The 25,810-nt window shown below is 43.2% G+C and carries 27 protein-coding genes, 3 tRNA genes and 1 pseudogene; 24 read left to right on the top strand and 7 right to left on the bottom strand.

The window, feature by feature from the left end; genetic code table 11:
* Window positions 1–117: 117 nt before the first annotated feature.
* The 7 genes from gap (at window position 118) to BHV73_RS02155 (ending at window position 7,361) form a co-directional block, all read left to right on the top strand.
* The gene (gap, locus tag BHV73_RS02185; RefSeq protein ID WP_009122556.1) at window positions 118–1,128 is read left to right on the top strand and encodes a type I glyceraldehyde-3-phosphate dehydrogenase; all 1,011 of its coding nucleotides are present in this window, start codon (window positions 118–120) and stop codon (window positions 1,126–1,128) included.
* 154 nt (window positions 1,129–1,282) lie between these two features.
* On the top strand, window positions 1,283–3,340 hold the full coding sequence (locus BHV73_RS02180) for a M3 family metallopeptidase (protein WP_087412960.1): 2,058 nt from the start codon (window positions 1,283–1,285) through the stop codon (window positions 3,338–3,340).
* On the top strand, window positions 3,337–3,855 hold the full coding sequence (locus tag BHV73_RS02175; RefSeq protein WP_022217566.1) for a DUF4847 family protein: 519 nt from the start codon (window positions 3,337–3,339) through the stop codon (window positions 3,853–3,855). The genes BHV73_RS02180 and BHV73_RS02175 overlap by 4 nt, the downstream gene beginning before the upstream one ends.
* 14 nt (window positions 3,856–3,869) lie before the next feature.
* Window positions 3,870–4,307 (top strand): dCMP deaminase family protein, encoded by a 438-nt coding sequence (locus tag BHV73_RS02170; RefSeq protein ID WP_009122559.1) that lies wholly within the window; start codon window positions 3,870–3,872, stop codon window positions 4,305–4,307.
* 78 nt (window positions 4,308–4,385) lie between these two features.
* Window positions 4,386–6,128: a S41 family peptidase gene (locus BHV73_RS02165; protein ID WP_087412959.1), complete on the top strand. Its 1,743-nt coding sequence runs from the start codon at window positions 4,386–4,388 to the stop codon at window positions 6,126–6,128.
* The gene (locus BHV73_RS02160; protein ID WP_022217568.1) at window positions 6,070–6,579 is read left to right on the top strand and encodes a 5-formyltetrahydrofolate cyclo-ligase; all 510 of its coding nucleotides are present in this window, start codon (window positions 6,070–6,072) and stop codon (window positions 6,577–6,579) included. Before BHV73_RS02165 ends, BHV73_RS02160 begins: the two co-directional genes overlap by 59 nt.
* Window positions 6,576–7,361, top strand: a complete 786-nt coding sequence (locus BHV73_RS02155; protein ID WP_087412957.1) for a histidinol-phosphatase — start codon at window positions 6,576–6,578, stop codon at window positions 7,359–7,361. Before BHV73_RS02160 ends, BHV73_RS02155 begins: the two co-directional genes overlap by 4 nt.
* Window positions 7,362–7,388: 27 nt before the next feature.
* Here the strand turns inward: BHV73_RS02155 and BHV73_RS02150 are convergent, their stop codons facing one another.
* Both BHV73_RS02150 and recF read right to left on the bottom strand, forming a co-directional pair.
* A complete protein-coding gene (locus tag BHV73_RS02150) occupies window positions 7,389–7,679 on the bottom strand; it encodes a DciA family protein (protein WP_009122563.1) in 291 nt (96 codons plus the stop codon).
* Entirely contained in the window at window positions 7,676–8,812 is a 1,137-nt protein-coding gene (recF, locus tag BHV73_RS02145) for a DNA replication/repair protein RecF (RefSeq protein WP_087412977.1), read from the bottom strand. Before recF ends, BHV73_RS02150 begins: the two co-directional genes overlap by 4 nt.
* Window positions 8,813–9,134: 322 nt before the next feature.
* Between recF and BHV73_RS02140 the strand changes: the two genes are divergently transcribed.
* From BHV73_RS02140 to BHV73_RS02100, 9 genes and pseudogenes are all read left to right on the top strand, one after another.
* Window positions 9,135–9,818 carry a tetratricopeptide repeat protein gene (locus tag BHV73_RS02140; protein WP_009122565.1) on the top strand — a complete coding sequence of 228 codons (684 nt, stop codon included), beginning with the start codon at window positions 9,135–9,137 and terminating at the stop codon, window positions 9,816–9,818.
* 137 nt (window positions 9,819–9,955) lie between these two features.
* On the top strand, window positions 9,956–10,450 hold the full coding sequence (ribH, locus tag BHV73_RS02135) for a 6,7-dimethyl-8-ribityllumazine synthase (RefSeq protein WP_087412956.1): 495 nt from the start codon (window positions 9,956–9,958) through the stop codon (window positions 10,448–10,450).
* A 71-nt stretch (window positions 10,451–10,521) separates the two neighbouring features.
* Window positions 10,522–10,604: transfer RNA gene (locus BHV73_RS02130), tRNA-Tyr, on the top strand.
* Window positions 10,605–10,612: 8 nt separating this feature from the next.
* Window positions 10,613–10,669 (top strand) — tRNA-OTHER (locus BHV73_RS02125).
* A gap of 115 nt (window positions 10,670–10,784) precedes the next feature.
* The gene (locus tag BHV73_RS02120) at window positions 10,785–11,999 is read left to right on the top strand and encodes a site-specific integrase (RefSeq protein WP_195500543.1); all 1,215 of its coding nucleotides are present in this window, start codon (window positions 10,785–10,787) and stop codon (window positions 11,997–11,999) included.
* Window positions 12,000–12,069: 70 nt separating this feature from the next.
* A complete protein-coding gene (locus BHV73_RS02115) occupies window positions 12,070–13,065 on the top strand; it encodes a hypothetical protein (RefSeq protein ID WP_229097123.1) in 996 nt (331 codons plus the stop codon).
* Between the two features lie 260 nt (window positions 13,066–13,325).
* Complete coding sequence (locus tag BHV73_RS02110) at window positions 13,326–14,420, top strand: hypothetical protein (RefSeq protein ID WP_195500541.1); 1,095 nt, start codon at window positions 13,326–13,328, stop codon at window positions 14,418–14,420.
* 81 nt (window positions 14,421–14,501) lie between these two features.
* Window positions 14,502–15,128, top strand: coding sequence for a hypothetical protein (locus BHV73_RS02105; RefSeq protein WP_118466676.1), 627 nt, complete (start codon window positions 14,502–14,504; stop codon window positions 15,126–15,128).
* A 558-nt stretch (window positions 15,129–15,686) separates the two neighbouring features.
* Window positions 15,687–15,854, top strand: a pseudogene (locus BHV73_RS02100) (helix-turn-helix domain-containing protein); the annotation flags it as partial.
* A gap of 15 nt (window positions 15,855–15,869) precedes the next feature.
* On the opposite strand, the gene BHV73_RS02095 reads toward BHV73_RS02100, so the two are convergent.
* Window positions 15,870–16,067: a hypothetical protein gene (locus BHV73_RS02095; protein ID WP_118466674.1), complete on the bottom strand. Its 198-nt coding sequence runs from the start codon at window positions 16,065–16,067 to the stop codon at window positions 15,870–15,872.
* Window positions 16,068–16,715: 648 nt separating this feature from the next.
* Here BHV73_RS02095 and BHV73_RS02090 point away from each other — a divergent pair.
* The 8 genes from BHV73_RS02090 (at window position 16,716) to BHV73_RS02055 (ending at window position 22,715) form a co-directional block, all read left to right on the top strand.
* Entirely contained in the window at window positions 16,716–17,738 is a 1,023-nt protein-coding gene (locus BHV73_RS02090) for a DUF3871 family protein (RefSeq protein ID WP_195500540.1), read from the top strand.
* A 67-nt stretch (window positions 17,739–17,805) separates the two neighbouring features.
* Window positions 17,806–18,036, top strand: coding sequence for a hypothetical protein (locus BHV73_RS02085; RefSeq protein WP_117899924.1), 231 nt, complete (start codon window positions 17,806–17,808; stop codon window positions 18,034–18,036).
* An 83-nt stretch (window positions 18,037–18,119) separates the two neighbouring features.
* Window positions 18,120–18,764 (top strand): recombinase family protein, encoded by a 645-nt coding sequence (locus BHV73_RS02080; RefSeq protein ID WP_195500539.1) that lies wholly within the window; start codon window positions 18,120–18,122, stop codon window positions 18,762–18,764.
* Between the two features lie 473 nt (window positions 18,765–19,237).
* Window positions 19,238–19,708 (top strand): hypothetical protein, encoded by a 471-nt coding sequence (locus tag BHV73_RS02075; RefSeq protein ID WP_195500538.1) that lies wholly within the window; start codon window positions 19,238–19,240, stop codon window positions 19,706–19,708.
* 18 nt (window positions 19,709–19,726) lie between these two features.
* Window positions 19,727–20,239 carry a hypothetical protein gene (locus tag BHV73_RS02070; protein WP_195500537.1) on the top strand — a complete coding sequence of 171 codons (513 nt, stop codon included), beginning with the start codon at window positions 19,727–19,729 and terminating at the stop codon, window positions 20,237–20,239.
* A 100-nt stretch (window positions 20,240–20,339) separates the two neighbouring features.
* Entirely contained in the window at window positions 20,340–20,759 is a 420-nt protein-coding gene (locus BHV73_RS02065; protein ID WP_286736172.1) for a lipocalin-like domain-containing protein, read from the top strand.
* A 240-nt stretch (window positions 20,760–20,999) separates the two neighbouring features.
* Window positions 21,000–21,103 (top strand) — tRNA-Gly (locus BHV73_RS02060).
* A 727-nt stretch (window positions 21,104–21,830) separates the two neighbouring features.
* Complete coding sequence (locus BHV73_RS02055) at window positions 21,831–22,715, top strand: YitT family protein (RefSeq protein ID WP_009122631.1); 885 nt, start codon at window positions 21,831–21,833, stop codon at window positions 22,713–22,715.
* A 12-nt stretch (window positions 22,716–22,727) separates the two neighbouring features.
* Here the strand turns inward: BHV73_RS02055 and BHV73_RS02050 are convergent, their stop codons facing one another.
* The 4 genes from BHV73_RS02050 to truA all read right to left on the bottom strand — a co-directional run bounded on the left by BHV73_RS02050 (window position 22,728) and on the right by truA (window position 25,676).
* Entirely contained in the window at window positions 22,728–23,372 is a 645-nt protein-coding gene (locus BHV73_RS02050) for a DUF3256 family protein (protein ID WP_195620560.1), read from the bottom strand.
* A 50-nt stretch (window positions 23,373–23,422) separates the two neighbouring features.
* The gene (gene msrC / locus BHV73_RS02045) at window positions 23,423–23,893 is read right to left on the bottom strand and encodes a free L-methionine (R)-S-oxide reductase MsrC (protein WP_022217572.1); all 471 of its coding nucleotides are present in this window, start codon (window positions 23,891–23,893) and stop codon (window positions 23,423–23,425) included.
* A gap of 15 nt (window positions 23,894–23,908) precedes the next feature.
* Window positions 23,909–24,808, bottom strand: coding sequence for a DMT family transporter (locus BHV73_RS02040; protein ID WP_022217573.1), 900 nt, complete (start codon window positions 24,806–24,808; stop codon window positions 23,909–23,911).
* Between the two features lie 112 nt (window positions 24,809–24,920).
* Complete coding sequence (truA, locus tag BHV73_RS02035; RefSeq protein WP_022217574.1) at window positions 24,921–25,676, bottom strand: tRNA pseudouridine(38-40) synthase TruA; 756 nt, start codon at window positions 25,674–25,676, stop codon at window positions 24,921–24,923.
* Window positions 25,677–25,810: the final 134 nt, after the last annotated feature.

Here is a 25,810-nt window from a genome sequence, read left to right as displayed (position 1 = left end):
AATTATGATTTTAAGTACGAATATAAAAACATTTTCTTACTTTTGCACCGCAATTCCAAAAGAATTGTAGGAAAAGTTTGAAATAAACATTATAAAACCCTTAAAAGTTTAAACAAAATGATTAAAGTAGGTATTAATGGATTCGGACGTATCGGACGTTTCGTATTCCGCGCTGCAATGAAAAGAAACGATATCCAAATCGTTGGTATTAACGACCTTTGCCCGGTAGATTACTTGGCTTACATGTTGAAGTACGATACAATGCACGGTCAATTCGACGGTACTATCGAAGCTGATGTTGAAAACAGCAAGCTGATCGTTAACGGTCAGGCTATCCGCATCACTGCTGAAAGAAACCCGGCTGACTTGAAATGGAACGAAGTAGGCGCTGAATACGTAGTTGAATCTACAGGTTTGTTCTTGAGCAAAGACAAAGCTCAGGCTCACATCGAAGCAGGTGCAAAATACGTTGTAATGTCTGCTCCTTCTAAGGATGACACTCCGATGTTCGTTTGCGGTGTTAACGAGAAGACTTACGTTAAGGGTACTCAATTCGTATCTAACGCTTCTTGTACTACTAACTGCTTGGCTCCTATCGCTAAAGTATTGAACGACAAATGGGGTATCACTGACGGTTTGATGACTACCGTTCACTCTACAACTGCTACTCAGAAAACAGTTGACGGTCCTTCTATGAAAGACTGGAGAGGTGGTCGTGCCGCTGCAGGTAACATCATCCCTTCTTCTACAGGTGCTGCTAAGGCTGTAGGTAAAGTTATCCCGGCTTTGAACGGTAAACTGACCGGTATGTCTATGCGTGTTCCGACTTTGGACGTTTCTGTAGTTGACTTGACAGTTAACTTGGCTAAACCGGCTACTTACGCTGAAATCTGCGCTGCCATGAAGGAAGCTGCTGAAGGCGAATTGAAGGGTGTTCTGGGTTACACTGAAGATGCAGTGGTTTCTTCTGACTTCTTGGGTGACACTCGTACTTCTATCTTCGACGCTAAGGCTGGTATCGCTTTGACTGACACTTTCGTTAAAGTTGTATCTTGGTACGACAACGAAATCGGTTATTCTAACAAGGTTCTTGACCTGATCGCTCACATGGCATCTGTTAACTGCTAATATACAGTTAGAAAATAATAAAAAATAGGCGGCTTCTTTTATGAAGTCGCCTATTTTTTTTGCACATTTGCAGTTAGAATATTCTTTACCTGATAAATTGGATAAATTACGGGTAAACATAGTCGAAACTAACATTTAATTTGCATTATTAATCATGAACAAGATACAAGCCTCAAACCCTTTCTTTGAAATTTATTCTACTCCGCACGGGACTGTTCCTTTCAACCTGATAAAGACCGAACATTATGCGCCTGCCATCCACGAAGGCATCCGCCGGCAAAATGGAGAGATAGACGCCATCATCAATAATCCCGACGCACCGACTTTTGAGAATACGATAGTACCCTATGAAAAGTCCGGTGAGTTACTGCATCGTGTCAATACCGTATTCGGTAATCTGCTCAGTGCTGAAACCGACGACGAATTACAGGAGCTCGCACGGGAAATCATGCCGCTGATGAGCGAGCATGAGAACAACATCAGCCTCAACGAAAAGCTGTTTGCCCGCATCAAAACCGTATATGAGCTGGCTGACAAGGCAAAACTTACCCCGGAACAATCCAAATTATTGGAAGATATTTATACCGGCTTCGTACGTAACGGGGCAAACTTGCAAGGAGACGCCAAAGAACAGTACCGCAACTTATGCAAGGAACTGAGCCTGCTGACACTTCAATTCAGTGAAAACACCCTGAAAGAAACGAACGATTACCGATTGGTGCTCACCGAGAAGTCCCAACTCTCCGGCTTACCTGAAAGCGCCATTGACGCCGCCGCAGAAACCGCACAGGAAAAAGGTGTAGAGGGTTGGGTATTTACCTTGCACGCCCCAAGCTACAGCCCCTTTATGACGTATGCCGACAATCGCGACCTACGCCGTGAGCTGTACATGGCATATAATACGAAGTGTACGCACGACAATGCCTGCAACAATCTGGAAATCGTAAAGAAGATTGCCAACATCCACATGGAGATAGCCCGGTTGCTAGGTTATGATAACTTTGCCGAATACAACCTGAAAGAGCGAATGGCTCAAAACAGCGATACCGTATACAAACTGTTAAATCAATTGTTGGAAGCCTATACGCCCACCGCACAAAAAGAATATGACGAAGTACAGGCATTGGCACGCAGTGAAGAAGGAGCCGACTTTATCCTGATGCCGTGGGACTGGAGTTATTACTCTCAAAAGCTGAAAGACCGGAAGTTCAGCATCAACGACGAAATGCTCCGCCCCTACTTTGAGCTGAGCAAAGTAAAAGAAGGTGTATTCGGACTGGCAAGCAAGCTATACGGCATCACCTTCAAGAAAAACGCAGATATTCCCGTCTATCACAAAGATGTGGAAGCCTACGAAGTATTCGACAAGGACGGCACATATCTTGCCGTGCTCTATACCGACTTCCATCCCAGAGCCGGAAAACGTTCGGGGGCATGGATGACGAGCTACAAAGGGCAGTGGATAGACGAAGCAAGCGGCGAAAACAGCCGCCCGCACGTATCTATCGTAATGAACTTCACCAAGCCCACGCAGAACACTCCCGCCCTGCTGACTTTCAATGAAGTGGAAACTTTCCTGCACGAGTTCGGGCACAGCCTGCACGAAATATTCGCCGACTCCACTTACGAAAGCCTGAGCGGCACAAACGTCTATTGGGATTTTGTGGAACTGCCTTCTCAGTTCATGGAGAACTTCGCCACCCAAAAAGAGTTCCTGCACACCTTTGCCCGCCACTACCAAACCGGAGAACTCATATCCGACGAATTGGTACAGCGCATCGTAGACTCATCGAATTTCAACGTAGCCTATGCCTGCCTGCGCCAAGTAAGTTTCGGATTGCTGGATATGGCATGGTACACGCGTAACACTCCATTCGAAGGAGACGTCAAAGCCTATGAGAAACAGGCTTGGAAAAAAGCTCAAATCCTTCCCGTTGTGGAGGAAACCTGTATGAGCACCCAGTTCTCACATATCTTTGCCGGCGGATATTCTGCCGGATATTACAGCTATAAATGGGCGGAAGTATTGGATGCAGACGCGTTCTCACTCTTTAAACAGCGTGGTATCTTCAATCCGGAAGTAGCCGGCTCTTTCCGCAAAAACATCCTATCGAAGGGCGGAACGGAACATCCGATGACACTCTATAAACGTTTTCGCGGACAAGAGCCGACCATAGACGCACTATTAATCAGAAACGGAATAAAGAAATGAAAGAGAAAATAAATATAAAGACGATAGGCTGCAGCCTGATGCTGCTGGCTATACTTCTCGGTTTCAGCGCCTGCAACAATGAGGATGACGTAATGGAAATCTTCAACAACAAAACCTGGAAGCTGAGCCGCATAGCCACCGAAAAAGGGAAAGAACAATTCTATCAAGGTTTGTGGAATAACGAAGCCGAAGAGAAAGCCAGTCGTGAACTGCTCAAAACAGATGGAAACTTCACTTTGAACTTCAACTGCGCCGAAGTAAACGGAGAAGTAACCGGTACCGTCAGCGCCCATGCCGTCAAATCAAGCATCGATGACGCTACCCTGAAAATAGACGGCAAGGAACATACCATAAACATCGGCGGAAAAGTTATCGGTACGGAAAGCGATAAACTGGCAAAGGTATTCATCAACGGCGTGCTGAACGTATTCAAGTACGAGGGGGATATACACAATCTGACCCTCTACTTTAAAGACGGAAATACAACGAAAGTCATGGGATTCACAGCCCGCTAAATACAACTGAAGATATGGACGAGACTACGAGAAGCAAACAAGAAGCGTTGGACAAGCGTTATATACGCATGGCAAGCATCTGGGCGGAAAACTCTTACTGCCAACGCCGCCAGGTAGGCGCACTCATCGTAAAAGATAAAATGATTATCTCGGACGGATACAACGGCACGCCATCCGGTTTTGAGAATGTATGCGAAGACGAAAACAATGTCACCAAACCGTATGTACTCCACGCCGAAGCCAATGCCATTACCAAGATAGCGCGCTCCAACAACAGCAGTAACGGAGCCACCATGTACGTCACGGCTTCCCCTTGCATAGAATGTGCCAAGCTCATCATCCAGGCAGGCATCAAGCGTGTCGTATACTCCGAAAAATATCGGCTGGAAGACGGTATCGAACTGCTGAAACGAGCAGGCATCGAGGTAATATTTGTTTCAGCGGAGCATTGAAAGCTGAAAGTCGACAGCCTCCAACCTCATGCGCAGCCAAAACAGTAAATAGTAAATTGTAAAATAGTACATATCATTATGGGTACAAAGAACTCTTCCCGTTTCACACCGCTTATTATTGCAATCAGTGTAGTAGCGGGTATCCTTATCGGAACGTTTTATGCCAAACACTTCGCAGGAAACCGTTTGGGTATTATCAACGGCTCGTCCAACAAGCTGAACGCCTTGCTGCGAGTGGTGGACGACCAGTATGTAGACAGTGTCGACATGACCGACTTGGTAGAAAAAGCCATGCCGCAGATATTGGCGGAGCTTGACCCCCACTCCACTTATATTCCCGCACAGAAGCTGGAAGAAGTCAACTCCGAGTTGGAAGGCAGTTTCAGCGGTATCGGTATCCAGTTTACGATACAGGAAGATACCATACACGTGAACAGCGTTATTCAGGGCGGCCCATCCGAAAAGGTAGGACTAATGGCGGGCGACCGTATCGTCATGGTCAACGACAGCTTGTTCGTCGGTAAAGGGCTGACTAATGAAAAAGCCATGCGCAACCTGAAAGGCCCTAAAGGCACACAAGTGAAATTAGGAGTAAAGCGCGCCACCGAAAAAGAGTTGCTGGACTTTACCATTACGCGCGGAGACATTCCTCAAAACACGATTGACGCCGCTTATATGCTCAACGATGATTTCGGCTACATACAAGTCAGCAAGTTCGGACGTACCTCACACGTGGAGTTGCTGAATGCCATAGCCCAACTGAGTCACCAAAAGTGCAAGGGTTTCATCATCGACCTGCGCGGCAATACCGGCGGTTACATGGAAGCCGCCACACGTATGGTAAACGAATTCCTTCCGGAAGGAAAGCTCATCGTATATACACAGGGACGTAAATATCCCCGTATGGAAGAGTATGCCAACGGTACGGGCAGTTGCCAAAAGACACCGCTCGTAGTATTGGTGGATGAAGGCTCGGCCTCTGCCAGCGAAATCTTTGCAGGCGCCATTCAGGATAACGACCGGGGAACCATCGTAGGCCGTCGCTCGTTCGGTAAGGGGTTGGTGCAACAACCTATCGACTTCAGTGACGGTTCGGCCATCCGCCTGACTATCGCCCGCTACTACACCCCGTCCGGACGTTGCATCCAACGCCCCTACGAAAGCGGAAAAGACTCCAAATACGAAATGGACTGGCTGACACGCTACGAACATGGAGAGTTCTTCTCTAAAGACAGTATCAAGCTCGACGAAAACCTGCGCTACTCCACCGGGCTGGGACGCCCCGTTTATGGCGGCGGCGGCATCATGCCCGACGTATTCGTACCGCAAGACACGACCGGAGTATCCTCCTATCTGATAGAGGTCGGCAACAAAGGGCTGATTATACAGTTCAGCTTCCAATATACCGACCGCAACCGTGCCAAGTTGAGTACGTTCGAGAATGAACAGGATTTACTGAAATACCTGCGTCACCAAGGTATCGTAGAGCAATTCATACGTTTTGCCGATTCCAAAGGAGTAAAAAGGCGCAATCTGCTGATACACCGTTCCTATAAACTGCTGGAACGAAACCTCTACGGCAATATCATCTACAATACATTGGGTAAAGAAGCCTATATCCGGTATGTCAACGAGAGCGACGCTACCGTAAAGAAAGCGTTGGAAATTCTGGAACGTGACGAGGCTTTCCCGAAAGCTCCGCTACAAGCCGGCCAAGAAGAGGAGAATGCTGATGGAAAAGAAAAAAGAACTGCGCAAGCGTATGGCTTTGTTGAAGACCCTTCACAAATCTACCATTACGCATCAGTCGCAGTCTGCTGAGATACTTGCCGCCCTCGAAACGCACCCGGCTTTCAGGGCGGCAAACATAATATTGCTGTACCACTCCTTACCGGATGAAGTAGATACGCACGACTTCATCCGAAAATGGAGTACAAAGAAACAGATACTTCTGCCCGTCGTCGTAGGTGACGATTTGGAACTTCGCGTCTATACAGGCCCCGCAGACCTCACCCCGGGAGCATACGGCATTGAGGAGCCTACCGGAGCATTGTTCACCGACTACGCCGCAATAGACTTTATCGCTGTTCCGGGCGTAGCGTTCGACCGCAACGGAAATCGTTTAGGACGCGGGAAGGGATATTACGACCGACTGCTTCCCCGCATACCCTCTGCATACAAAGCCGGCATCTGTTTCCCGTTTCAACTCGTAGAAGAAGTTCCTGCGGAGCCTTTCGACATCCGTATGGATGAAGTCATAACACAACAATGAAAACTAACTATCACACTCATACCACACGCTGCATGCATGCCGTCGGAAGCGATGAAGAGTACGTTCTCAGCGCTATCAAAGGCGGTTTTCAAATACTCGGTTTCTCAGACCACACTCCCTGGAAATACCGTACCGACTATGTAGCCGATATGCGTATGCTTCCCGAAGAACTGCCGGGCTATATCGAAAGCCTGCAACATCTGCGAGAGAAGTATCAAGAGCAAATCCGGATAAAGATAGGGTTGGAATGCGAATACTTCCCCGACTATATTCCCTGGCTGAAAGAACAGATTAAACAATATCGGCTGGACTATATCATTTTCGGTAACCACCATTTCCATACGGACGAGAAGTTCCCTTACTTCGGACACCACACAGACAGCCGGGATATGCTCGACCTGTACGAGGAGAGCGCCGTCGAAGGCATGGAAAGCGGCCTGTACAGTTGCCTTGCCCACCCCGACCTGTTCATGCGCTCTTATCCCCGGTTCGACCATCACTGCACCGCAATCAGCCGCCATATCTGCCGGGCTGCGGCGCGTCTCAATATTCCGCTGGAATACAATATAGGCTATGTGGCCTACAACGAAGCGCATGGATTGACCACTTATCCCTGTCCGGATTTCTGGCGCATTGCCGCCAACGAGGGATGTACAGCCATTATCGGAATGGATGCGCACAATAATAAAGATTTTGAAACTCCCGTTTATTACGGACGCGCCGTACAGGAACTGAAAGATTTGAAGATTAAAACAACAGACACGCTAAGAATGATACGCTAAAAGAAAGCTGCGTAAAGCGTACACATATCACCGGAATATGATATTGGTAATCACCTGCGCTCCTACGTGCCGGTTCAGATTCCGCACCAATAAGTCCCGTCCCATCATCAGTTCCTGACGGAGAGCGGCGGAAGTAAGATGCACGTACAGCACCTGGTTCTTAATATAAAGTTCGCGCGTGTAAGATGCGATGGTCGGTCCCAGCACCTCGGCCCATGAACTGATAAGCCGCCGCTCATTCAGCGGCGATTCCAAGCTTTCCTGCCGCAGGAAGCTCCGTATCAGTTTACCTATCTGTTCGGCATCATTCCGTTTCATGCTTCACTCTCCTCATCGATCAATGTTTGGTTTCCAGCCATTTCGGAAACGGCTCCTTTCTCTACGCGAAACATCTTATAATCGCTGCCTACCTTATGCAAAATGCGGTCTAAGTGTTCGCGGTTGGTATCCGTAATGAAAATCTGCCCGAAATTATCGCCTGCCACCAGTTTGATGATCTGCTCCACGCGCGAAGCATCCAGTTTATCAAAAATATCATCGAGCAACAACAACGGAACCGTAGTACCCGTCCGTTTCAAAAAGTCGAACTGCGCCAGCTTCAAAGCCACCAGATACGTTTTGTTCTGCCCTTGCGAACCCTCCCGCTTGATAGGGAAATCACCCAGCAACATATTCAGTTCGTCTTTATGTACGCCGCGCAGGGAAAATCCCATAATCTGATCGCGCGTACGGCTCTCTTTCAGCACTTCCAGCAGGGAAGCGTCACGGGCATGCGAATCATAAGTCAACCCGACTTTCTCCTTATCCTGCGAAATGAACGAATAGAAAGACTGGAAAATCGGAATGAACTCCCTGATAAACTCTTCCCGCTTACGGAACACCACTTCACCGGCTTGCGCCATCATCTCTTCCCACACCAGAAAAAGTTCTTCTTCTACCGGCGTTTCGCTTTTAAGCAATGTATTTCGCTGCGCCAATGCCTTGTTGTAACGAATCAGCGCATCCAGATATTCTTTGTCGTACTGTGAAATCACGACATCCATAAAGCGGCGGCGCTCGTCACTGCCTCCGTTTATCAATGCCGAATCGGCGGGAGATACCATTACCAGCGGCAAGAAACCGATATGGTCGGACAAACGCGTGTACTCCTTCTTGTTCCGCTTGAACTGCTTTTTCTGCCGTCGTTTCATGCCGCAGTAAATTTCTTCCGGCGTACCGTCGGCAGCTTCATAAAATCCCTGAATCACAAAGAAGTCCGCATCATGCCTTATATTCTGCGAGTCAATGGGGTTGCCCGCGCTCTTGCAGAAAGAAAGGAAATAAACGGCATCCAACAAGTTAGTCTTTCCCATTCCGTTCTGTCCGAAAAAGGTATTCAGCTTCGGAGAGAACGCGAGTTCCACTTGCTCCAGATTCTTATAATTGAGTATGGATATACGCTTCAGTATCATATGACGGCTTATCTTTGCTTTTCCACGCAAAGATAATGCAAAATTCCGATTAAGTGAGTCAAGAGGATACTTGTTTCCTCTTACAAGCGTGAAGAATTCATTTAAACCGAGGGCAGAATAAAACGAAGTCATTCATCTTATTCTGCCGAAGTGCGGCTTCTCTTCATTTTTAAATAAAGAGAATACAAAGCAAAATAATTCCGCGGTTTTGAGATGTAAAATAAAAAAAGATGCCGCTAAATTTCGTTGATAGCTATAAAAAACTTACTTTTGCGGGTCGAATCAGCTATTAATGAATAATAACAAAAAGAATATATAAAAAATGGCAGAACAAAAGAAGACGAACGAAGCCTTAAACGTGGAAGACGCACTTACACAATCAGAGGCATTTCTCATCAAGAACAAAAAGGCAATCATCGGTGCTATTTTGGCTATAATCATCATTATAGCAGGTATAGTAATGTACAAGAACCTCTATGCGGAACCTCGTGAGGAAAAAGCGCAGGCAGCTCTTTTCAAAGGACAGGAATACTTTGAAGCCGACGCTTTCGCAGAAGCCTTGAACGGTGACAGCATCGGTTACGTAGGTTTCATCAAGATAGCCGACCAATACAGCGGTACAGACGCAGCCAACCTTGCAAAAGCCTACGCAGGTCTTTGCTATGCACATCTCGGCAAATTCGACGAAGCCGTAAAAGCATTGGACAGCTTTGACGGAGACGACCAGATGGTAGCTCCCGCCATGAAAGGCGCCATGGGTAACTGCTACGCTCAGCTCGGTCAACTCGACAAGGCATCTTCCATGTTGCTGAAAGCCGCCGACGAAGCCGATAACAATACGCTCAGCCCCATCTACTTGAAGCAAGCCGGAGAAATCCTGGTTAAGCAGGGTAAGTACGACGATGCTATCAAGGCATATACTTCCATTAAGGATAAATACTTCCGTTCATATCAGGCTATGGACATTGATAAATACATCGAACAAGCCAAGCTCTTGAAGAAGTAATTTATACCTTATTATATATAAGATATTTCGAGCACGGATTACACGGATATACACGGAAGTCAAAACCGTGAGCGCCGTGTAATCCGTGCTCCTCTTTTATACTTTCCTATTATTTAATTCTTAATCTTTAATTCATCATGGCTACAGCTTATCACAACCTTTCGGATTATGATTTCAATTCAGTACCCAGTGCAGAGAATATGAAATTCGGCATCGTAGTATCCGAATGGAACTACAATATCACCGGCGCTCTTTTAAAAGGAGCGGTCGATACCTTAAAAAAACACGGAGCGAAAGACGAAAATATCATGATAAAAACCGTACCCGGCAGTTTCGAGTTGACTTTCGGCGCCAATCAAATTATAGAATACAGCGAAGTCGATGCTGTAATTGCGATTGGTTGCGTAGTTCGTGGAGATACACCGCATTTTGATTACGTTTGCATGGGCGCAACGCAAGGAATCACCCAATTAAACGCAAGTGGCGATGTTCCAGTAATTTACGGATTAATTACCACCGATACAATGGAGCAAGCAGAGGACCGTGCAGGCGGCAAGCTGGGTAACAAAGGCGATGAATGTGCAATTACTGCAATAAAAATGATAGATTTTGCTTGGAGTTTACAAAAATAGTCGTATCTTTGCACCGCAATTGAGAAACAAAGCTGCTTAAAGAGAGATTTAAGGAGTTCTCGGTAGCAAAAGGGCAAATACCAGAGTGGCCAAATGGGGCAGACTGTAAATCTGCTGGCTTACGCCTTCGGTGGTTCGAATCCATCTTTGCCCACTAAAATTGCGGAAGTCATTAGCCTTCCAAGCTGAGGGTCGCGGGTTTGAGCCCCGTCTTCCGCTCTTCTGAAAATCAGATAGTTATCGCAAGATTTCTATCTGATTTTTGTTTTGTAGCAATAGCGGTTGAACCCACAGTTGACCCTACGAGTTCAACCAAGAGTTCAACCAAAATCTAATGAACGCAACGATTAATGTAGTATGCTACAAGTGGAAAATTTTAGCCAATGGTGAATATCCATTAATGCTCCGTATTTGTAAAGACGGAAAGAAGAAATACCAAAGTTTAGGCATATCTGTCCTACCCCGTTATTGGGACTTCACACGAAATAAGCCGAAACCGAACTGTCCCAATAAAGAGTATATTCAGAAAATCATTCTTGATAAACAAACAGAGTTACAGCAACGAATGTTAGAGTTCAACTCTGAACAAAAAGAATATACTACCACTACTTTACTCAATGACGAAAACAAAAAGTTTGAACTGAAAACAGTCAGCCAATTCTACCAAGAATTGATTGAACAATGCAAGAGCAATGATAAATGTGGCAACAGGCTTATCTATAAAAGTTCTTACAACTCTTTGAAAGTATTCACAAAAAATCAATTAGATATACCGTTCAGCGCAATAGATGTATCGTGGCTTAACAAATATGAGAAATGGTTGCGTTCCAAAGGCAATAAAGAAACAACCATGAGCCTAATGTTCCGTACTCTCCGTAGTGCATACAATAAAGCCATAAAAGCTAAATGCGCCCGCAAATCTGATTATCCCTTTGACGAATATAAAATCAACAAGTTCGATACAAAAACACAGAAACGGGCAATAGCCAAAACAGAAGTATTGAAATTCACTAAAGAAGTGGATAACATTGGCAAACGGCAATACGTCCAGCTCAGTAAAGACATATTTATTTTCAGTTATCTATGTGGCGGTATTAATTTTACAGACATCGCAAATCTGACAAAAGCTAATATTACAAACGGCAGACTGCACTATATACGTCAGAAAACGGGTAAACTGATAAAATTAGGCATATCAGAGGAAGCCATGCAGATTATAAAAAAATATGAAAGCGAAAGCAAAGGCTATCTATTCCCCATTTTAAATACCAATATCCACAAAACACCACTTCAAAAGCAAAACAGAATACATAAAATGTTAGGCAAAATCAACAAGAACCTAAAACTAATTGCAACACAATTAAACGTTGATGCCAACATGACGACCTATGTTGCACGCCATTCATTTGCAAGTGTCCTAAAGAAATCGGGTGTAAGTATTGCATTAATAAGCGAAGCATTGGGACATTCAGACTTATCTACAACACAGGTCTATCTTGACAGCTTCGATAATGAACAGATAGATACTGCCATGCAAAACCTTCTCTAAAAGTAAAATGCCGCTTTGTCTCTTTATGATAAGGTGGCATTTTCCTATCTTTACAGGCAAAATCAATGACATGGAATATCAGACAATACCTATTGAAAGTATAAAGCGCATTGAAGCATGGCTAAAGGATGAAACAGGTTTTGACCGTTCAATGCTCCATAACGAACTGGACTACATTTCAGATGTGTATCTCCTGCCAAAGAAATTAGCAGAAGTGCAGGATTTGTACCTGTCAATAAGAAAAGAAGAACAGAATATACCATATCCAAACAAGGGAACAGACGAAGAAAGGTACGAGTTCAGCATGACCGTTGGAAAGAACCTTATACTTGAAAGCGGCAACTATCAGACTGAATACATTGAGAAGTTGTGGAATACCTATAATACAAATGAAGATGAGACCTACATACAGCAAGACCGAGACATATTCTACGGCATTCTTCTTATTGTCTGCATTTACCATAAATACAAACAGACATACGGCTATTTCGATTTTGAAGATTACATAGCAGACCCTGTGCAGGTGCAATATACCTATTCCGTCCGTCCCGATATGCTGCGCCTTTACAAGATGTTCCATGAAAAGAAAAAGACAAAGCACAATACCGTTACTATCGAATACAACAAACAGAAGATAGAACTCACCAATGATGACAACTGGTTTCTTCAGATGATAACTCCTTATCTTGACAAGTATTTGGGAGTTTCCTCTTTGGAAGAAGCGGATACAGAACTTGACAAGGACTATCCCAGCATTGGCAAAAGAGGCAGGAAACGGGAGAATGCGATACTTGACACAGTAACTCTAAGCGTTTATAACCTGTTACGCCATTCCTCTTTTGCCATTAAAGGCAAGGGACTGACAGACAATGAGGGCAACTTCATACTCGAATTGCTGAAATATCTCGGACTACTTGATGAAGACAGTCCCAAGAATGACATACTGAACCTGCGAGCCACTATCAGAAACCTGCAAAAATACGAAGTCCGTCCCAACTGGTGGAATATACCGATATGCAAGAGCTCTCCCAACAATCCCGTTGAACATCTGAAATCCTATTGGTAAAACACATAAAATAAAAAAAGAAATAGCTGTGTATTTAGTTACATGGCTATTTCTTTATATGCCTATCTTACTAAAGATAAGAGAGTTATAAACACAGTTTCCACATAAAAAATAAAACATAAAAAAAGGGATTTCTTTATGTTTTTTTCTTCATTTCATACGCCAGTCCTACCATATACCTTTGCACTGTAATCAAAAACAAATAAGGCGCCAAGTTGATGATTACATAAACGATTTGTAAAACTTAAAAATTTAGAATTATGAACTCTATCAACAATGCAACAATGACAGTAAACAATCAAGAAACAGTATTCAACAACTCAATCGTAACAAATATGGAAGAACTGACTAAAAAACTCAAAAAGGAAGAAAAGGTATTGCAGCATCTTGCTAAGCGCAAGGCTGACGCATCGGTTATCACTGTACAAGAGCAAATTGTCAGCCGATTAAAAACGCAGCACGAAGAAGCCGTTGCAAAAGAAGTACAGGCTAAAGAGCATATCGGTGACAGCCTTATGACATTTTCCGTCGTGGATGATGAAACGGGAGCACGTAGCGAGATACAGAAAAAGATTGCTTTCGTAAAGCATAACCGTTCTGTCGATAACAAGAAAGTGGACGGCTTCATATCAATTATTGCCAATGGTAAATATGAGAAAGCCTATCCCATTATCGTTATCGAAGCTGAAAAGGCTTTTGCAAAAGGCTATGAGATGAAAAATCTGAAAGGCGAGGAACTGACACAGGAAGAAACAAAAGAGTATTTCTGTATTTTGGACGGACAACACAGAAGCAAGGCTTTCGCCACACTCAATATTACAAGCGGAAGCACTTATACAATACCTAATGTACACGTAAAAGAAGTGGAGAATATCGGTGCATATTTGGTGGATATAAACGGTATCGGTACAAGCTGGAACCAAAAGGACAGGGTTACGGTAGCCGCACTGACAACCAATGATGAACTGTTCACTAACGTGGCAGAGCTGTTGGACGAGGGTTTCAACCAGTCAACCGCAATGCTGATATTTACAGGCAAGAAATTATCAAACGGTCAGATAAACCGTGCCTTGAAAGGTGAAGAAGTCACGCTCCCCAAAGATGCCCAAATAAATATCGAAAGAGGGCACAGGTTTGTCACTCTCTGTAAAGCCGCCAGTATCGAAGTACAGTTTATCACCAAAAGATATTTCATAGACGGTTTCAACTCCTATGCGACCGCAACAAACGAAGAGACCGCATTTGAAGCGTTGGCTAAATTGAAAGACTTGAAACTGACGGAAGCAAGGCTGAAAGAGATTAAAGGCAATGACGATTTTATCTGTCTGTTGAAAAAAGCATTGCAAGCGGCATAATACTAACAGAGCCTGTGTGACAGACAGGCTCTACCAATTTACTTTATCCAATAATCTATAATAATTAAAACAATTGTTTTTATGAAGATAGTGCTACCGATAAAATGCCAGCAAGCGGCAACCGTTAATTACTCCATACTTACGCAATTCAAGCCAGCCAACATTTACAGGTTTTTCTGTCTGTCGCTTTGCAGGGATGAAAAGTATCATGTAAGAATTACTTTGGATGATTTAAAGGCAATGACAGGAGAAAAAAGCCTTAGTAAATTCAACAGTGATTTCAGAGAATATTTGGAGATAAAGATGTACAGCCTTGATAAAGGCTATGCCTATAAAACCAAAAGGAACATCTATCATGTTCCCGCAATGGAAAAGGAGTGCATCACAATATCCAAAGACTTTCTCATATATGAACTGGATACGGCAGTCAAAGGCTTTTTCATTCAGTTAATGCTATTATCTCAATTCAGTGGAATAGCTTTAAACAGGCAGAATATCGTTCCAGCTCTGAATATGAATAGAAAGACTTATGACAAATACCTGAATGACTTGCAGATTGCAGAATTGGTTACTAATGGCAGAGTATTGACATTACATACTGACGGTATCCTGTTGGAGAATGATTTCAGTATGCAGAAAAAGCAGTCGCCATACAGGTTGCTAAAGTATGAACTACTGAAAATAGATATGAAGTCCATAAAACCATAGTAACGGGGAAAACATTCTCTTTATCATATATATAATAAAGCACGCATTTTACCCTTTACCAGCCTGTTACTTACTAAAGAGTGAAATATCTTCCGATTTTCCCTGTAAGGCATGGGACATATCCTGTTTTTTAAACGGAATATGTATCTTAACTTTATAAAGATAAGGAAGCGGGTAAAATGTGCAGGTTATTATCATATATAATATGATGCACTTTTTACCCTCTGCCTGCCTGTTCTTTTATAAAGGTGGCAACCTACCTTGATTTTCCCATGTACGGTACAGAAAAGATGCCGTTTTGATACGGAATAAGCATCTTAACTTTATAAAGACAGGAGAATGGGAAAAGATGCTGTTTATTATTATATATAATATTATACTCTTTTTCCCCTGTCACCATTGATTTATCAATAAAGATGCACCATAAAGCTGTTTTTTACTTGTAAAAGTACAAGAAACAGCCTTTTAAAACAAAGAACTGCTATTTATATATTACAGGCTATATTCCGTATTGCAATTCAATTTTAATGATTACTTTTGTATAAAGTAAAAATAGAAATGGAAAAGGTCAGTAAAGAACAATACGAATTTGCATTGATACGAATTGAAGAACTTCTTCCATTGGTCAATGACAATACACCTGCGAACGACAAGAATGCAGTAGAACTCTCTGTAATATCCAATATAGTGATTGCATACGAAAAGGAACATTATCCCATAGAACAGCATCTATGATAATTATTATCTGCTGCTTCGTTTCGGCTTTAACTTAGGATATTTACAGTAATATGGCAACTGCAATTGCGCTATTTTCTCGTACAATTCCAAAAGTTTGTTTCTGTCTATCTTTATAGTGCGGGTATTGTAGATGATATGCTCCACCGTATTGTCCGTAATGGTTATATTGGCATCGGGTGCGGAAATATTTGTTTCTTTCATTGTTGATTATGATTTAGTGATTAAAAAATAAGATTATCTGATTTTTATTTGGATACAGGTTTTAGGCAAATGATAAAAAGCCGCATGAGAGTACACGTCTAATCATACTCAAATGCGGCTTTTTTCGTGTAAAGTCCATGATGCCCATTAGTACGTTGTATATAGCACCATTGATTTTTACACTGTTGACTGATTTTTTATCAACGGTGAAACGGACAGGTCAAACTACAAATAAAACTATCAATAATAAATAGGAAGATTATACCATGAATAGAAATATATCGTCCGTTTCATGGGGATATACAAAGATAGGCATCTTTAATAAGGTAAAAAAACGAATGGCGGTTATCCTTTAAAATCCGCATATACATAGAAACGGGATTTGCACAATATATCCGTTTCTTCCACAGTCTTGGAAATACAGGGAAACACGCACACTAAAGTACAGGTACTTATATAAATCACCCCCTACCCTCTTTTCTTGAAGCTGGAATATATATCAACTTGATTATCCACAGGTTTACCGATTGAAAGGTACGCATACGCATGAATAGTACCCTCTTAACACCCCCTTAGAGTACTTGAAGATAAACGAAATGTTTATCGCTTCATTCCATCAATTTATAAACCATTTAAAATTAATTCATTATGAACGATTTAGTAATTGGCGGTATGCCACAGGAAAGAAGAACGTTAAACTTGGGTGAGTATGCGGAAGAAGCCGTTTTAATAACGGAAGAACAGCCAGCAAAACAGAAAAGACCGTTATTCATTGAAGCCAATACGGTTGACGCTACTATGGAACATTTAAAGAACGATTGCATCATCCCCGTATTTGCAAAGGACAATGAAGCCACCTTGTCACACCCTGCATTTATAGAGACTGTACAGGATGCCGCAAGCACATTCTTTCAAGGTGAAAAGATTGGACTACCCGATATTAGGGTGTCCCATGTTATCAAGGGAAGAATACCCGAAGCCATACACAAGCCAGCCAACCAGTTGTTGGAAAGTGACAAGACCATTTATTACGAAAGATGCGCCTTTGCGATAGAAATACCAACCGTTTATGAGACGGTAAACGGTAACAAACTTACTTTGACCGTTGGCGGTGTTCGTGCCTATAATCATACCAACCTGTACAGCAAAAAAGGTATGGAACGCTTTAAGGTGTTTGTAGGCTTTACCTGCATGGTATGCACCAACCTGTGTGTTTCCACTGACGGCTATTTAAGCAATTTGGAAGTAACCAATACTAAAGACCTGTATAGGGGTGTATTGGAAATGCTTCATGGCTACAATCCCGCAAAGCACATACATCTGATGCGGAGTTTAGGCGATACCTGCATGAATGAACACCAGTTTGCCACATTATTGGGTAAGATGCGTTTGTATCAATGTTTGCCACAAGGCTATCAAAAGCGGTTGCCACGTATGCTACTTACCGATACACAGGTCAATGCGGTTGCCAAAGCATATATCAGTGATGCGAACTTTGGCGGCTTGGGTGGTGAACTATCCATGTGGAAATTCTATAATCTGTTGACAGGAAGCAACAAGAGCAGTTATATAGACAGCTTTTTAGACAGGGCTTATAACGCTACGGAACTTGCAACGGGGATAAATGCCGCCTTGCATGGTGACGAACGTTACAGGTGGTTTATTGATTGAGTGAACGGGAGAATATTCTTTTAAAGGGGTATTCTCCTTTTGTCTGACTGTTTAAAAATTGAAAATCATGTTTTATAAAAGATTGTTTGTTTGGCTGTTTGGGCTGATTGTCTCACTTTTTACAGGCTGTTTACCGCTTATCCTCTTAATTCTCTTTCTTCCGAAAATAATGCGGACGGAGAAACCTGCAAGAAGAAAAAGGGAAGATTACAGCAGACCTCAAAAAGCAAGGCATCCCGATGCCTTTGAAAAGAGCCACCGCAGGGAATGGATAGATAGCGATTTCTCTAAAATGTAATCAAAAGGAAGTTGTGTTCAAATAAATCTGCATAGGTGGTTTGAACACGCTTCTTTCTGTTATCAACCAATTCAAAGAATAATATGGAAACAAAAAAGAAAAAGGCGGTAATATACGCACGTGTTTCGTCTGTGAGTGATAGACAGGACACAACAAGGCAGATAGAAGATTTAAAGAGATATGCCGTATTGCAGGATATAGAAATAGTACGGATATTCCAAGAACATATCAGCGGAGCAAAGAAGATTGAGGAAAGGCAGGTACTTGCGGAATGTTTGGAATATTGCACGAAAGAGAGTGTTAACTACCTGTTGTTATCCGAACTTTCAAGGCTGGGGAGAAGTACGCTACAAGTGCTCCGCTCTTTGGAGATACTGCATGAAGCAAAGGTATCCGTTTACATACAAAATTTGGGGTTATACACATTGCAACCGAATGGAGAGGTAAATCCGATTGCTTCGATTATGGTTACTGTACTTGCTGAAATGGCTAACATAGAACGGACAAATATACAATACCGTTTGAACAGCGGCAGGGCAAACTACATTGCCAAAGGCGGCAGGTTGGGAAGAAAGCGGGGGAGCGTCAAGACAGAGGAGAAGAAAAGGGAAGAATACAGAGAAACGATAGCTTTACTAAAGAAAGGCTATTCGGTGAGGAACATTGCCAAATTGCAGGGTATCGGTGTTTCGACTGTTCAAAGGGTGAGAAACCAATTTGTAAAATAAACGATTGCCAATACAAACGCTTTTCGTATATTTGTGCCGTTCCAGCAATGGAATGACATATTTATTAACGAAAGGCGTTTTGCATTATCCTTGTTCCCTAAATTTCGCCAAAATTTGAACACTACGAGGATATGCACAACGCCCGCATCAATGTTATATACCTATCTTACTGATAGTCTGTATATTGTTTGGTGTGGGCAACTGTTGTGTATTTGTAGTGTGAGTGTTTGGCGACACTTGGGAACAGATATGCGAATAGTTCTCACACCTTTTTTTATTGTATAACGGTCAGTAGGGAACACTGACTACAATACATATCTACAAGAAACAGACAGTACTATCCTTTAATGTAGCCAATTATTAAAACGGTGTGCAGCTATCGCTGTGTTCCCCGCACTGTACATAACTATTTATTAACCGCTTTCTATGGGAGCGTGAAAGAAAAATTACCAAATACCAAAAGGCATAACATTATGACCTTGAATGAATTTAAACTAACCATTACAGAACTGAAGCATGAGTGGAATAATGAAGCACACTCATATATAGATGAAAACTACTTCATTTATATCAAAGAGAATTTGAGGAGTTCCTATGTAGAGAGAACTTTAGGCACAAAGCCATTGATAGGCATACGATACATTATTCCCGTAGGAGCATATCGTTATATGTTCAAGGCAAGTGAAAACACTTCTCTTAATACTATTGGCTTCTTCAACAATGAGTATGAACCTTGTGAAATCATATTAGGCAACTGGGAATTTTACAAACTAACGTTCTCGCATCGCTACTATGACGGAACAAACCACTACTTTCCTGAACTGCATATCAGGAAGACTGGGAAACCTACAAATAAGCAAGTATTTAGTACAGGGCACTCGATTGAAGAGTTTGACGAAATACTTGCCGAAGTTTGGGATTTTATAGAAGAAAATATGAAATAACTACCTAAAAACAAAACAATGAAAACTTTAAGATTAATTGGAATAGCAGTAATTGCCATAATTATGAATATGAGTTTTATCTCTTGTAGTGATGATGAAGAAATTCAATTCTCAATACCAATTGTTGCCAATACCAACATTCCTCAAGAAGTTTTGAATATGCCTGACGAAAACGGTAATATTATAACTGTACCGTATGCGAAAGTCACATTTTCTGCCATTACTATTAAGCTATATATTGAGGATGGTAAGACTTCGGATTATCCTATAAACTTTGAGGTTAATAGTTCGGTGGAGTGGAATGTAACGGAAGCAAATTCAGGTGGTATAAATCCAGTATATTTAATAATAAAACAGACAGTTGGGCAAATAGGTTATACGAATAATACCTTTTACTTATCACTTGAGAGCCTAAAAGAACTGGCAAAAAAATATAGTTCAGTAACAAACTGGATAGATTTTAAAGATAATAATGGGAGAATATTAGGGAGACTTAAATTTGAAATATTTGATTTAAAATATTTGAATTGATTTATTTGCGGTGAACTAACTTAAAAAATATTATTCATTAAAATAATTTCGTAAAATGAGAACTTTAAGATTAATCGGAATGGCAGTAATTGCCGTAATTATGAGTGTTAACTTTACAGCTTGTAGTGATGATGAGGAAGAAGACAACAGACCTCTTTCTGAAAAGATTATAGGACACTGGGTACTGACTTATGAGGAGGGATATATCAAAGACCCCGACTATCCCGAAGATGATGAAGCATGGAGCCATGCTCCTAAAGATGAATATGAGTATTTCGGTAATTTCACATTCAGAGAGGATGGGACATATAGTGAATATGAATTAGACGGAACAAGTAATCCGCAAAGTATTGAAAAGTGGACTATCAAGGATAATATCATAACTCTTATTGAAGATGAACACGAACAATATGAATTAAAAGTGCTTGAAATTACTTCTGACAAATTAGTTCTTGAATTTTATTACAAGCATGAGAATGACGGTGAAACGTATGCTAAAATGACATACAAGAGGGGATAACTCTTTCAGCACAATAAAGGACAGCATTTGAAGCAATTCATTTGCTGTCTTTTTTATAATGATTATACTGTAAGAAGATTGACAGAAAAAGATTAATTCATTATCTTTGTGGTGCAGTATTGTACTGTAAAAGAGATTATTAATATATTATTAACATTTTTGGTATCGAGGTCGAAGTTCAACTGATAGTTCAACCGTAAAAGAACTAAAGCAAATCAGCAAGAAAGATAACTATCGTAAAAGGAAGTAGTTCAGTTGGTTGCTGACGAAAGCGCAGCTTTTGGCAGCCGCAGAAGAGCATTAGCCTTCCAAGCTGAGGGTCGCGGGTTTGAGCCCCGTCTTCCGCTCTTAATGAAAACCTCGATAGCTAAGAAATTAGTAATCGGGGTTTTCTGTTTTCAGCAGCTTATGAGAATCTTTATATAAAGATTCCGTTTACACCTTCCCCCTTCACCGTTTCACATTGCTTTATTCATCGGCTTTACCGGGTGAAGGGACACCATGCGCCCCGGCCTCACGGATACCACACCTCAGTACCCGGAAGCGCAGGCCTCAGCTCTGTCAAGCCCGGGCGTTTGAGAGCCAAAGGCGCCTCATCAGAGGAGCCAAGATGCAAGCTTGCAGACGTCAAAGCACGGTATATGGAAATTACAACTCGCCCTGCGGGATGAATAAATCCGTCCTGCAAGACGGATTATTTCGTCTCATAAGATGAATGAATTCGTCCCGTGAGATAAATAAAAACATTCCGCGAGACAAATCGCTCCACCACTCATTTCCATACAGTGTCCAAGGAGCTCCCCTTCACCCGCTAAAGCCGATGAATAAAACGATGTGAAAGAGTGAAGGAAATACATGACAGAACTCTCTGTAAAAGATATTACAACATTCGCCCGTACATAAGCCACATTCTATTTCGATGTACATCAAAACAAGACGGGATATACATCAAACGGAATTATCACCATAGGCAAAATTTATTTCGTCCGAGCGGATATAAATACCCGCCGGCTTGCATTTTGAGATTGATAAAATATCTATCTTTGCCGCAAATTTAACTGCAAACTACAAATGAACGTGAACATTCCTTCCCGGCAGAACATATTTCGTGAAATGCGGGATTATTTAATGATTGCCTTAGGCATGATTATGTATGGTATCGGGTGGACGGTATTCCTGCTCCCCAACGACATAACCACAGGCGGAGTACCGGGTATCGCATCACTGGTATATTTCGCAACGGGACTACCGGTACAGTATGTTTATTTCGGCATCAACTTTCTGCTATTACTGCTTGCCATCCGCATTTTAGGCTGGAAATTCAGCATCAAGACAATCTTTGCCGTCTTTACCCTGACGTTCTTTCTTCCCGTCATCCAGCAACTGACAGACGGCGTTCGGTTATTGCACGACCAGCCTTTCATGGCCTGCGTCATCGGCGCATCCTTCTGCGGAGGCGGTATCGGCATTGCTTTCTCCTCAAACGGAAGCACGGGCGGAACGGATATTATCGCCGCTATCATCAATAAATACAGGGATATCACACTGGGACGGGTAATGCTGATTTGCGACCTTATCATCATCTCTTCCAGCTACTTTGTACTGAAAGACTGGGAGAAAGTGGTATACGGTTATGTCACCCTGTACATCTGCAGCTTCGTACTGGACCAAGTGGTGAACAGTGCGCGCCAGTCCGTACAATTCTTCATCATCAGCGAAAAGTACGAAGAAATAGCCAAGCATATCAACGTATATCCGCACAGAGGGGCGACAGTAATCAATGCGTCCGGATTCTACACCGGCAAAGAGATAAAGATGCTGTTTGTCCTTGCCAAGAAGCGGGAGTCGACCATTATCTTCCGGTTGATAAAAGATATAGACCCGAACGCCTTTGTATCGCAAAGCCAGGTAATCGGAGTGTACGGAGAGGGATTCGACAAGATTAAGGTAAAGTAACTTTCACGGGGATTATCGAATGAATTTTCCTTCTTTCCACGTATAACTTACAGGTCGGCGGAGAAACGGTTTCAGTTTTTCCGCCGCTTCTCTTTCCATGTAGTCGGGAGTAGTGAAAGTAAAGGTCAGTGTAGCGTCCTTACCCGAAAGGTCGGCTTTCATCAAGAGCATATCGGCTTGGAGACGCGCATCCTGATACCGATACACATCTATCGTATCGGAAGCGGGCATGATGAAATCGTCCATACCCGGTAGTGAAGCCAGATAAGGTGCGGACGGCAACTCTTTCCAATCGGTAGTGTAGAATTTGATATGACTGTCGCAAGCCGGAGCGCATACGGTGGAAACGGTACAGATAAGACGGGTACTGTCGTTCACGGACAAGAGCTTCATTTGCCAGGTGCTTTGGGGCGTTACCTGCACACAGATATAATCGGGAGTAAGCTCCGTCATTTCCGACTTGCCGCCAAAACGGTTGGTTATCTCGGCTTTCATCTTGCTCTCCAGGAAGTCGATAAAGTCGGCACGGTTCACAGCCGTAAGCAACGGGCTCAAAGAATCGGGCATATTGGTGAAACAAGTCTTTGCCGATTGCGCCGACAAAGAGCCAATCCCCATACATACTGCAAATAAAAAGACTACCAACTTCTTCACCATATCATTGTATTATTTATCGATACTAAAATTCCTGTTTTAAATAAATCACATTACAGATAAGAGCACAGCTCCCGCAGAAAACGCGCATCCGTCTCATCAAAGCCATTCAGGCTTTCGCTATCCACATCCAGCACGCCCCACACTTCTCCCTCCGCACGCAGCAGCGGAACCACGATTTCCGAACGTGACAAGGAACTGCACGCGATATGTCCCGGAAAAGCGTCCACATCCGGTACGACCAGCGTTTCAGCTTTCTCCCACGCTTTCCCGCAAACACCACGGCCTTTCTTTATCCGCGTACAAGCCACCGGGCCTTGGAAAGGGGCAAGCACCAACTCGTCGCCTTTCACCAGATAAAATCCCACCCAGAAGAAACGGAAAGTCTCTTTCAGTGCGGCCGCAACGTTAGCCAGATTGGCGACAAGGTCATCTTCTCCCTCAATCAGGCACTTGATTTGCGGAAGCAACATACGATATTTATCTTCCTTACTGCCGTTACTGACACATAAATCTTCCGCCATAAATTACTTAACGTTCTATTTACTCCCCAAATATAGGAAGAACATTCCAATCAACACCAAAATGAGGTCTGCCGCCTTGCTTTTTAAATTCTTTTCACGGAAGAAAAGAGCTCCGAACAGGAAGGAGACGACCACACTGCCGCGTCGCACCATAGATACGATAGAAATCATGGAATCTTCATAGCTCAAGGCGTAGAAGTACACGAAGTCCGCCGCGCAGAGAAAGACGGATATACCGATGATAGTCCAATCCCAGCGGAACGGCGTACTCTCCTTTCTCTTGGGATACCACAGTAACAGGATGATGGGGCACATGATAAATACCTGATAGATATTGTACCATGACTGTACCACCATAGGCGGCAGCTGTTTCATCAGATACTTATCGTACAGTCCGCTGACAGCGCCCGTCACGGCTGCCAGCACAATAAAGAGAATCCATTTGTTGTGCTTGAAGTCGATGCCTTCTTTCTTACCGGAACGGCTCAGCATAAAGAACGACAGCACCGCCAGCATCACACCTATCCATTGATAAAGATTGAGCCGCTCGCCGAATACAAGCATGGCTCCCACAAGCACCATCACCGGACGCGTAGCATTAATCGGCCCCACAATGGTAAGCGGCAGGTGTTTCATTCCGAAATATCCGAATATCCACGAGGAGAGGACGATGAACGACTTGATGATGATAAATTTATGTACATCCCATCCCACCACAGGAACATCGAACATCGTACCGCCCGATACCGCCGGAGCGAAAACCGATATCAGGATAAACGGAAGGAATATCAGACTGGAAAATACCGTATTCAGAAACAAGACCGGAAGTACGGCATTGTCTTTGAGCGCCTGTTTCTTGAAGGCATCATAAAATCCCAGCAAGGCTGCCGAGAGGAAGGCTAATAATAACCACATTGGTTTGAGTTATGAGTTATAAGTTATAAGTTATGAGTTATGAGTTGGCTGCGCTATAAGAAGGGGGAGAGTAAAAAGTAATCACTTATCACTAACCACTTATCACTAATCACTAACCGCTAACGAACGTGTCTTCGGGATAGGCAACATCTACCAGGAACAGGGCGTTGCCGGGTACGGAAGTTCCTGCACGGCAACGGTCTTTCTGTTCGATAACACGACGGAAACCCTCGATGGTGAGTTTGCCTCTACCGACTTCGAGTAAGGTACCGACTACGGCACGCACCATATTCCGCAGAAAACGGTCGGCCTGAATAGTGAATACCCAGGTCACTTCATCTACTTGCGTCCAGGCGGCATGCATTATCTTGCAATTATTGGTTTTGACATCGGTATGCAATTTGCTGAAACTGGTGAAGTCCGTATACTCAAACAAGGTCTGTGCGGCTTCGTTCATTCGTTCAAAATCCGGAGTTTGGAACAGACGGCAGCGATACCGGCGGTCGAAAGGCATTTTGGCGGTAGTGACATAGTACTTATATGTACGCGCCGTAGCATCAAAACGCGCATGGGCATCGGGGCGCACGGCACGCAGACGGTAGACGGAAATATCCGGGGGGAGCAGACGGTTCAGTTTGTCCGCCATAAACGTTACATCCAACGGAACTTCACTGTCAAAATGCGCCACCATTAAGGAAGCATGCACACCGGCATCGGTACGCCCTGCGCCCACCACTTCCACTTCACGCCGCAACAAGGTGGAGAGCGCTTTCATTAAACACTCCTGCACGCTTGCGCCGTTGGGCTGAATCTGCCAGCCGTGATAGGCTGTGCCGTCGTAAGCTAAATAGATAAAATATCGTTGCACGTTTCTTTTTACTTCCTGAATTTGGCTGCAAAGGTACAAAAAGACAGGAAAAAAGCAGCAAACTCTTCCGATTGTTCTGACAGATTACATTATCTTTGCAGAGGTTTCGCCACAAATTACACAGATTTACACAG

It is taken from the genome of Bacteroides sp. 44_46 (assembly GCF_001915465.1).
In the GTDB taxonomy this organism is placed as follows: domain Bacteria; phylum Bacteroidota; class Bacteroidia; order Bacteroidales; family Bacteroidaceae; genus Bacteroides; species Bacteroides clarus.
The sequence above is the reverse complement of the archived record's forward strand: the minus strand, read 5'-3'. Positions and strand labels throughout refer to the sequence as shown.

What these genes read in the sequence shown, in the direction of transcription:
- BHV73_RS02050 (WP_195620560.1), bottom strand. Translation starts at nt 23,372, where the DNA reads ATGGTGAAGAAGTTGGTAGTCTTTTTATTTGCAGTATGTATGGGGATT.
- BHV73_RS02075 (WP_195500538.1), top strand. Translation starts at nt 19,238, where the DNA reads ATGACCTTGAATGAATTTAAACTAACCATTACAGAACTGAAGCATGAG.
- BHV73_RS02155 (WP_087412957.1), top strand. Translation starts at nt 6,576, where the DNA reads ATGAAAACTAACTATCACACTCATACCACACGCTGCATGCATGCCGTC.
- BHV73_RS02095 (WP_118466674.1), bottom strand. Translation starts at nt 16,067, where the DNA reads ATGAAAGAAACAAATATTTCCGCACCCGATGCCAATATAACCATTACG.
- BHV73_RS02140 (WP_009122565.1), top strand. Translation starts at nt 9,135, where the DNA reads ATGGCAGAACAAAAGAAGACGAACGAAGCCTTAAACGTGGAAGACGCA.
- BHV73_RS02170 (WP_009122559.1), top strand. Translation starts at nt 3,870, where the DNA reads ATGGACGAGACTACGAGAAGCAAACAAGAAGCGTTGGACAAGCGTTAT.
- BHV73_RS02080 (WP_195500539.1), top strand. Translation starts at nt 18,120, where the DNA reads ATGGAAACAAAAAAGAAAAAGGCGGTAATATACGCACGTGTTTCGTCT.
- BHV73_RS02110 (WP_195500541.1), top strand. Translation starts at nt 13,326, where the DNA reads ATGAACTCTATCAACAATGCAACAATGACAGTAAACAATCAAGAAACA.
- BHV73_RS02090 (WP_195500540.1), top strand. Translation starts at nt 16,716, where the DNA reads ATGAACGATTTAGTAATTGGCGGTATGCCACAGGAAAGAAGAACGTTA.
- BHV73_RS02175 (WP_022217566.1), top strand. Translation starts at nt 3,337, where the DNA reads ATGAAAGAGAAAATAAATATAAAGACGATAGGCTGCAGCCTGATGCTG.
- msrC (WP_022217572.1), bottom strand. Translation starts at nt 23,893, where the DNA reads ATGGCGGAAGATTTATGTGTCAGTAACGGCAGTAAGGAAGATAAATAT.
- recF (WP_087412977.1), bottom strand. Translation starts at nt 8,812, where the DNA reads ATGATACTGAAGCGTATATCCATACTCAATTATAAGAATCTGGAGCAA.
- BHV73_RS02065 (WP_286736172.1), top strand. Translation starts at nt 20,340, where the DNA reads ATGAGTGTTAACTTTACAGCTTGTAGTGATGATGAGGAAGAAGACAAC.
- BHV73_RS02070 (WP_195500537.1), top strand. Translation starts at nt 19,727, where the DNA reads ATGAAAACTTTAAGATTAATTGGAATAGCAGTAATTGCCATAATTATG.
- BHV73_RS02055 (WP_009122631.1), top strand. Translation starts at nt 21,831, where the DNA reads ATGAACGTGAACATTCCTTCCCGGCAGAACATATTTCGTGAAATGCGG.
- BHV73_RS02165 (WP_087412959.1), top strand. Translation starts at nt 4,386, where the DNA reads ATGGGTACAAAGAACTCTTCCCGTTTCACACCGCTTATTATTGCAATC.
- BHV73_RS02120 (WP_195500543.1), top strand. Translation starts at nt 10,785, where the DNA reads ATGAACGCAACGATTAATGTAGTATGCTACAAGTGGAAAATTTTAGCC.
- gap (WP_009122556.1), top strand. Translation starts at nt 118, where the DNA reads ATGATTAAAGTAGGTATTAATGGATTCGGACGTATCGGACGTTTCGTA.
- BHV73_RS02180 (WP_087412960.1), top strand. Translation starts at nt 1,283, where the DNA reads ATGAACAAGATACAAGCCTCAAACCCTTTCTTTGAAATTTATTCTACT.
- BHV73_RS02150 (WP_009122563.1), bottom strand. Translation starts at nt 7,679, where the DNA reads ATGAAACGGAATGATGCCGAACAGATAGGTAAACTGATACGGAGCTTC.
- ribH (WP_087412956.1), top strand. Translation starts at nt 9,956, where the DNA reads ATGGCTACAGCTTATCACAACCTTTCGGATTATGATTTCAATTCAGTA.
- BHV73_RS02160 (WP_022217568.1), top strand. Translation starts at nt 6,070, where the DNA reads ATGGCTTTGTTGAAGACCCTTCACAAATCTACCATTACGCATCAGTCG.
- BHV73_RS02105 (WP_118466676.1), top strand. Translation starts at nt 14,502, where the DNA reads ATGAAGATAGTGCTACCGATAAAATGCCAGCAAGCGGCAACCGTTAAT.
- BHV73_RS02040 (WP_022217573.1), bottom strand. Translation starts at nt 24,808, where the DNA reads ATGTGGTTATTATTAGCCTTCCTCTCGGCAGCCTTGCTGGGATTTTAT.
- BHV73_RS02115 (WP_229097123.1), top strand. Translation starts at nt 12,070, where the DNA reads ATGGAATATCAGACAATACCTATTGAAAGTATAAAGCGCATTGAAGCA.
- BHV73_RS02085 (WP_117899924.1), top strand. Translation starts at nt 17,806, where the DNA reads ATGTTTTATAAAAGATTGTTTGTTTGGCTGTTTGGGCTGATTGTCTCA.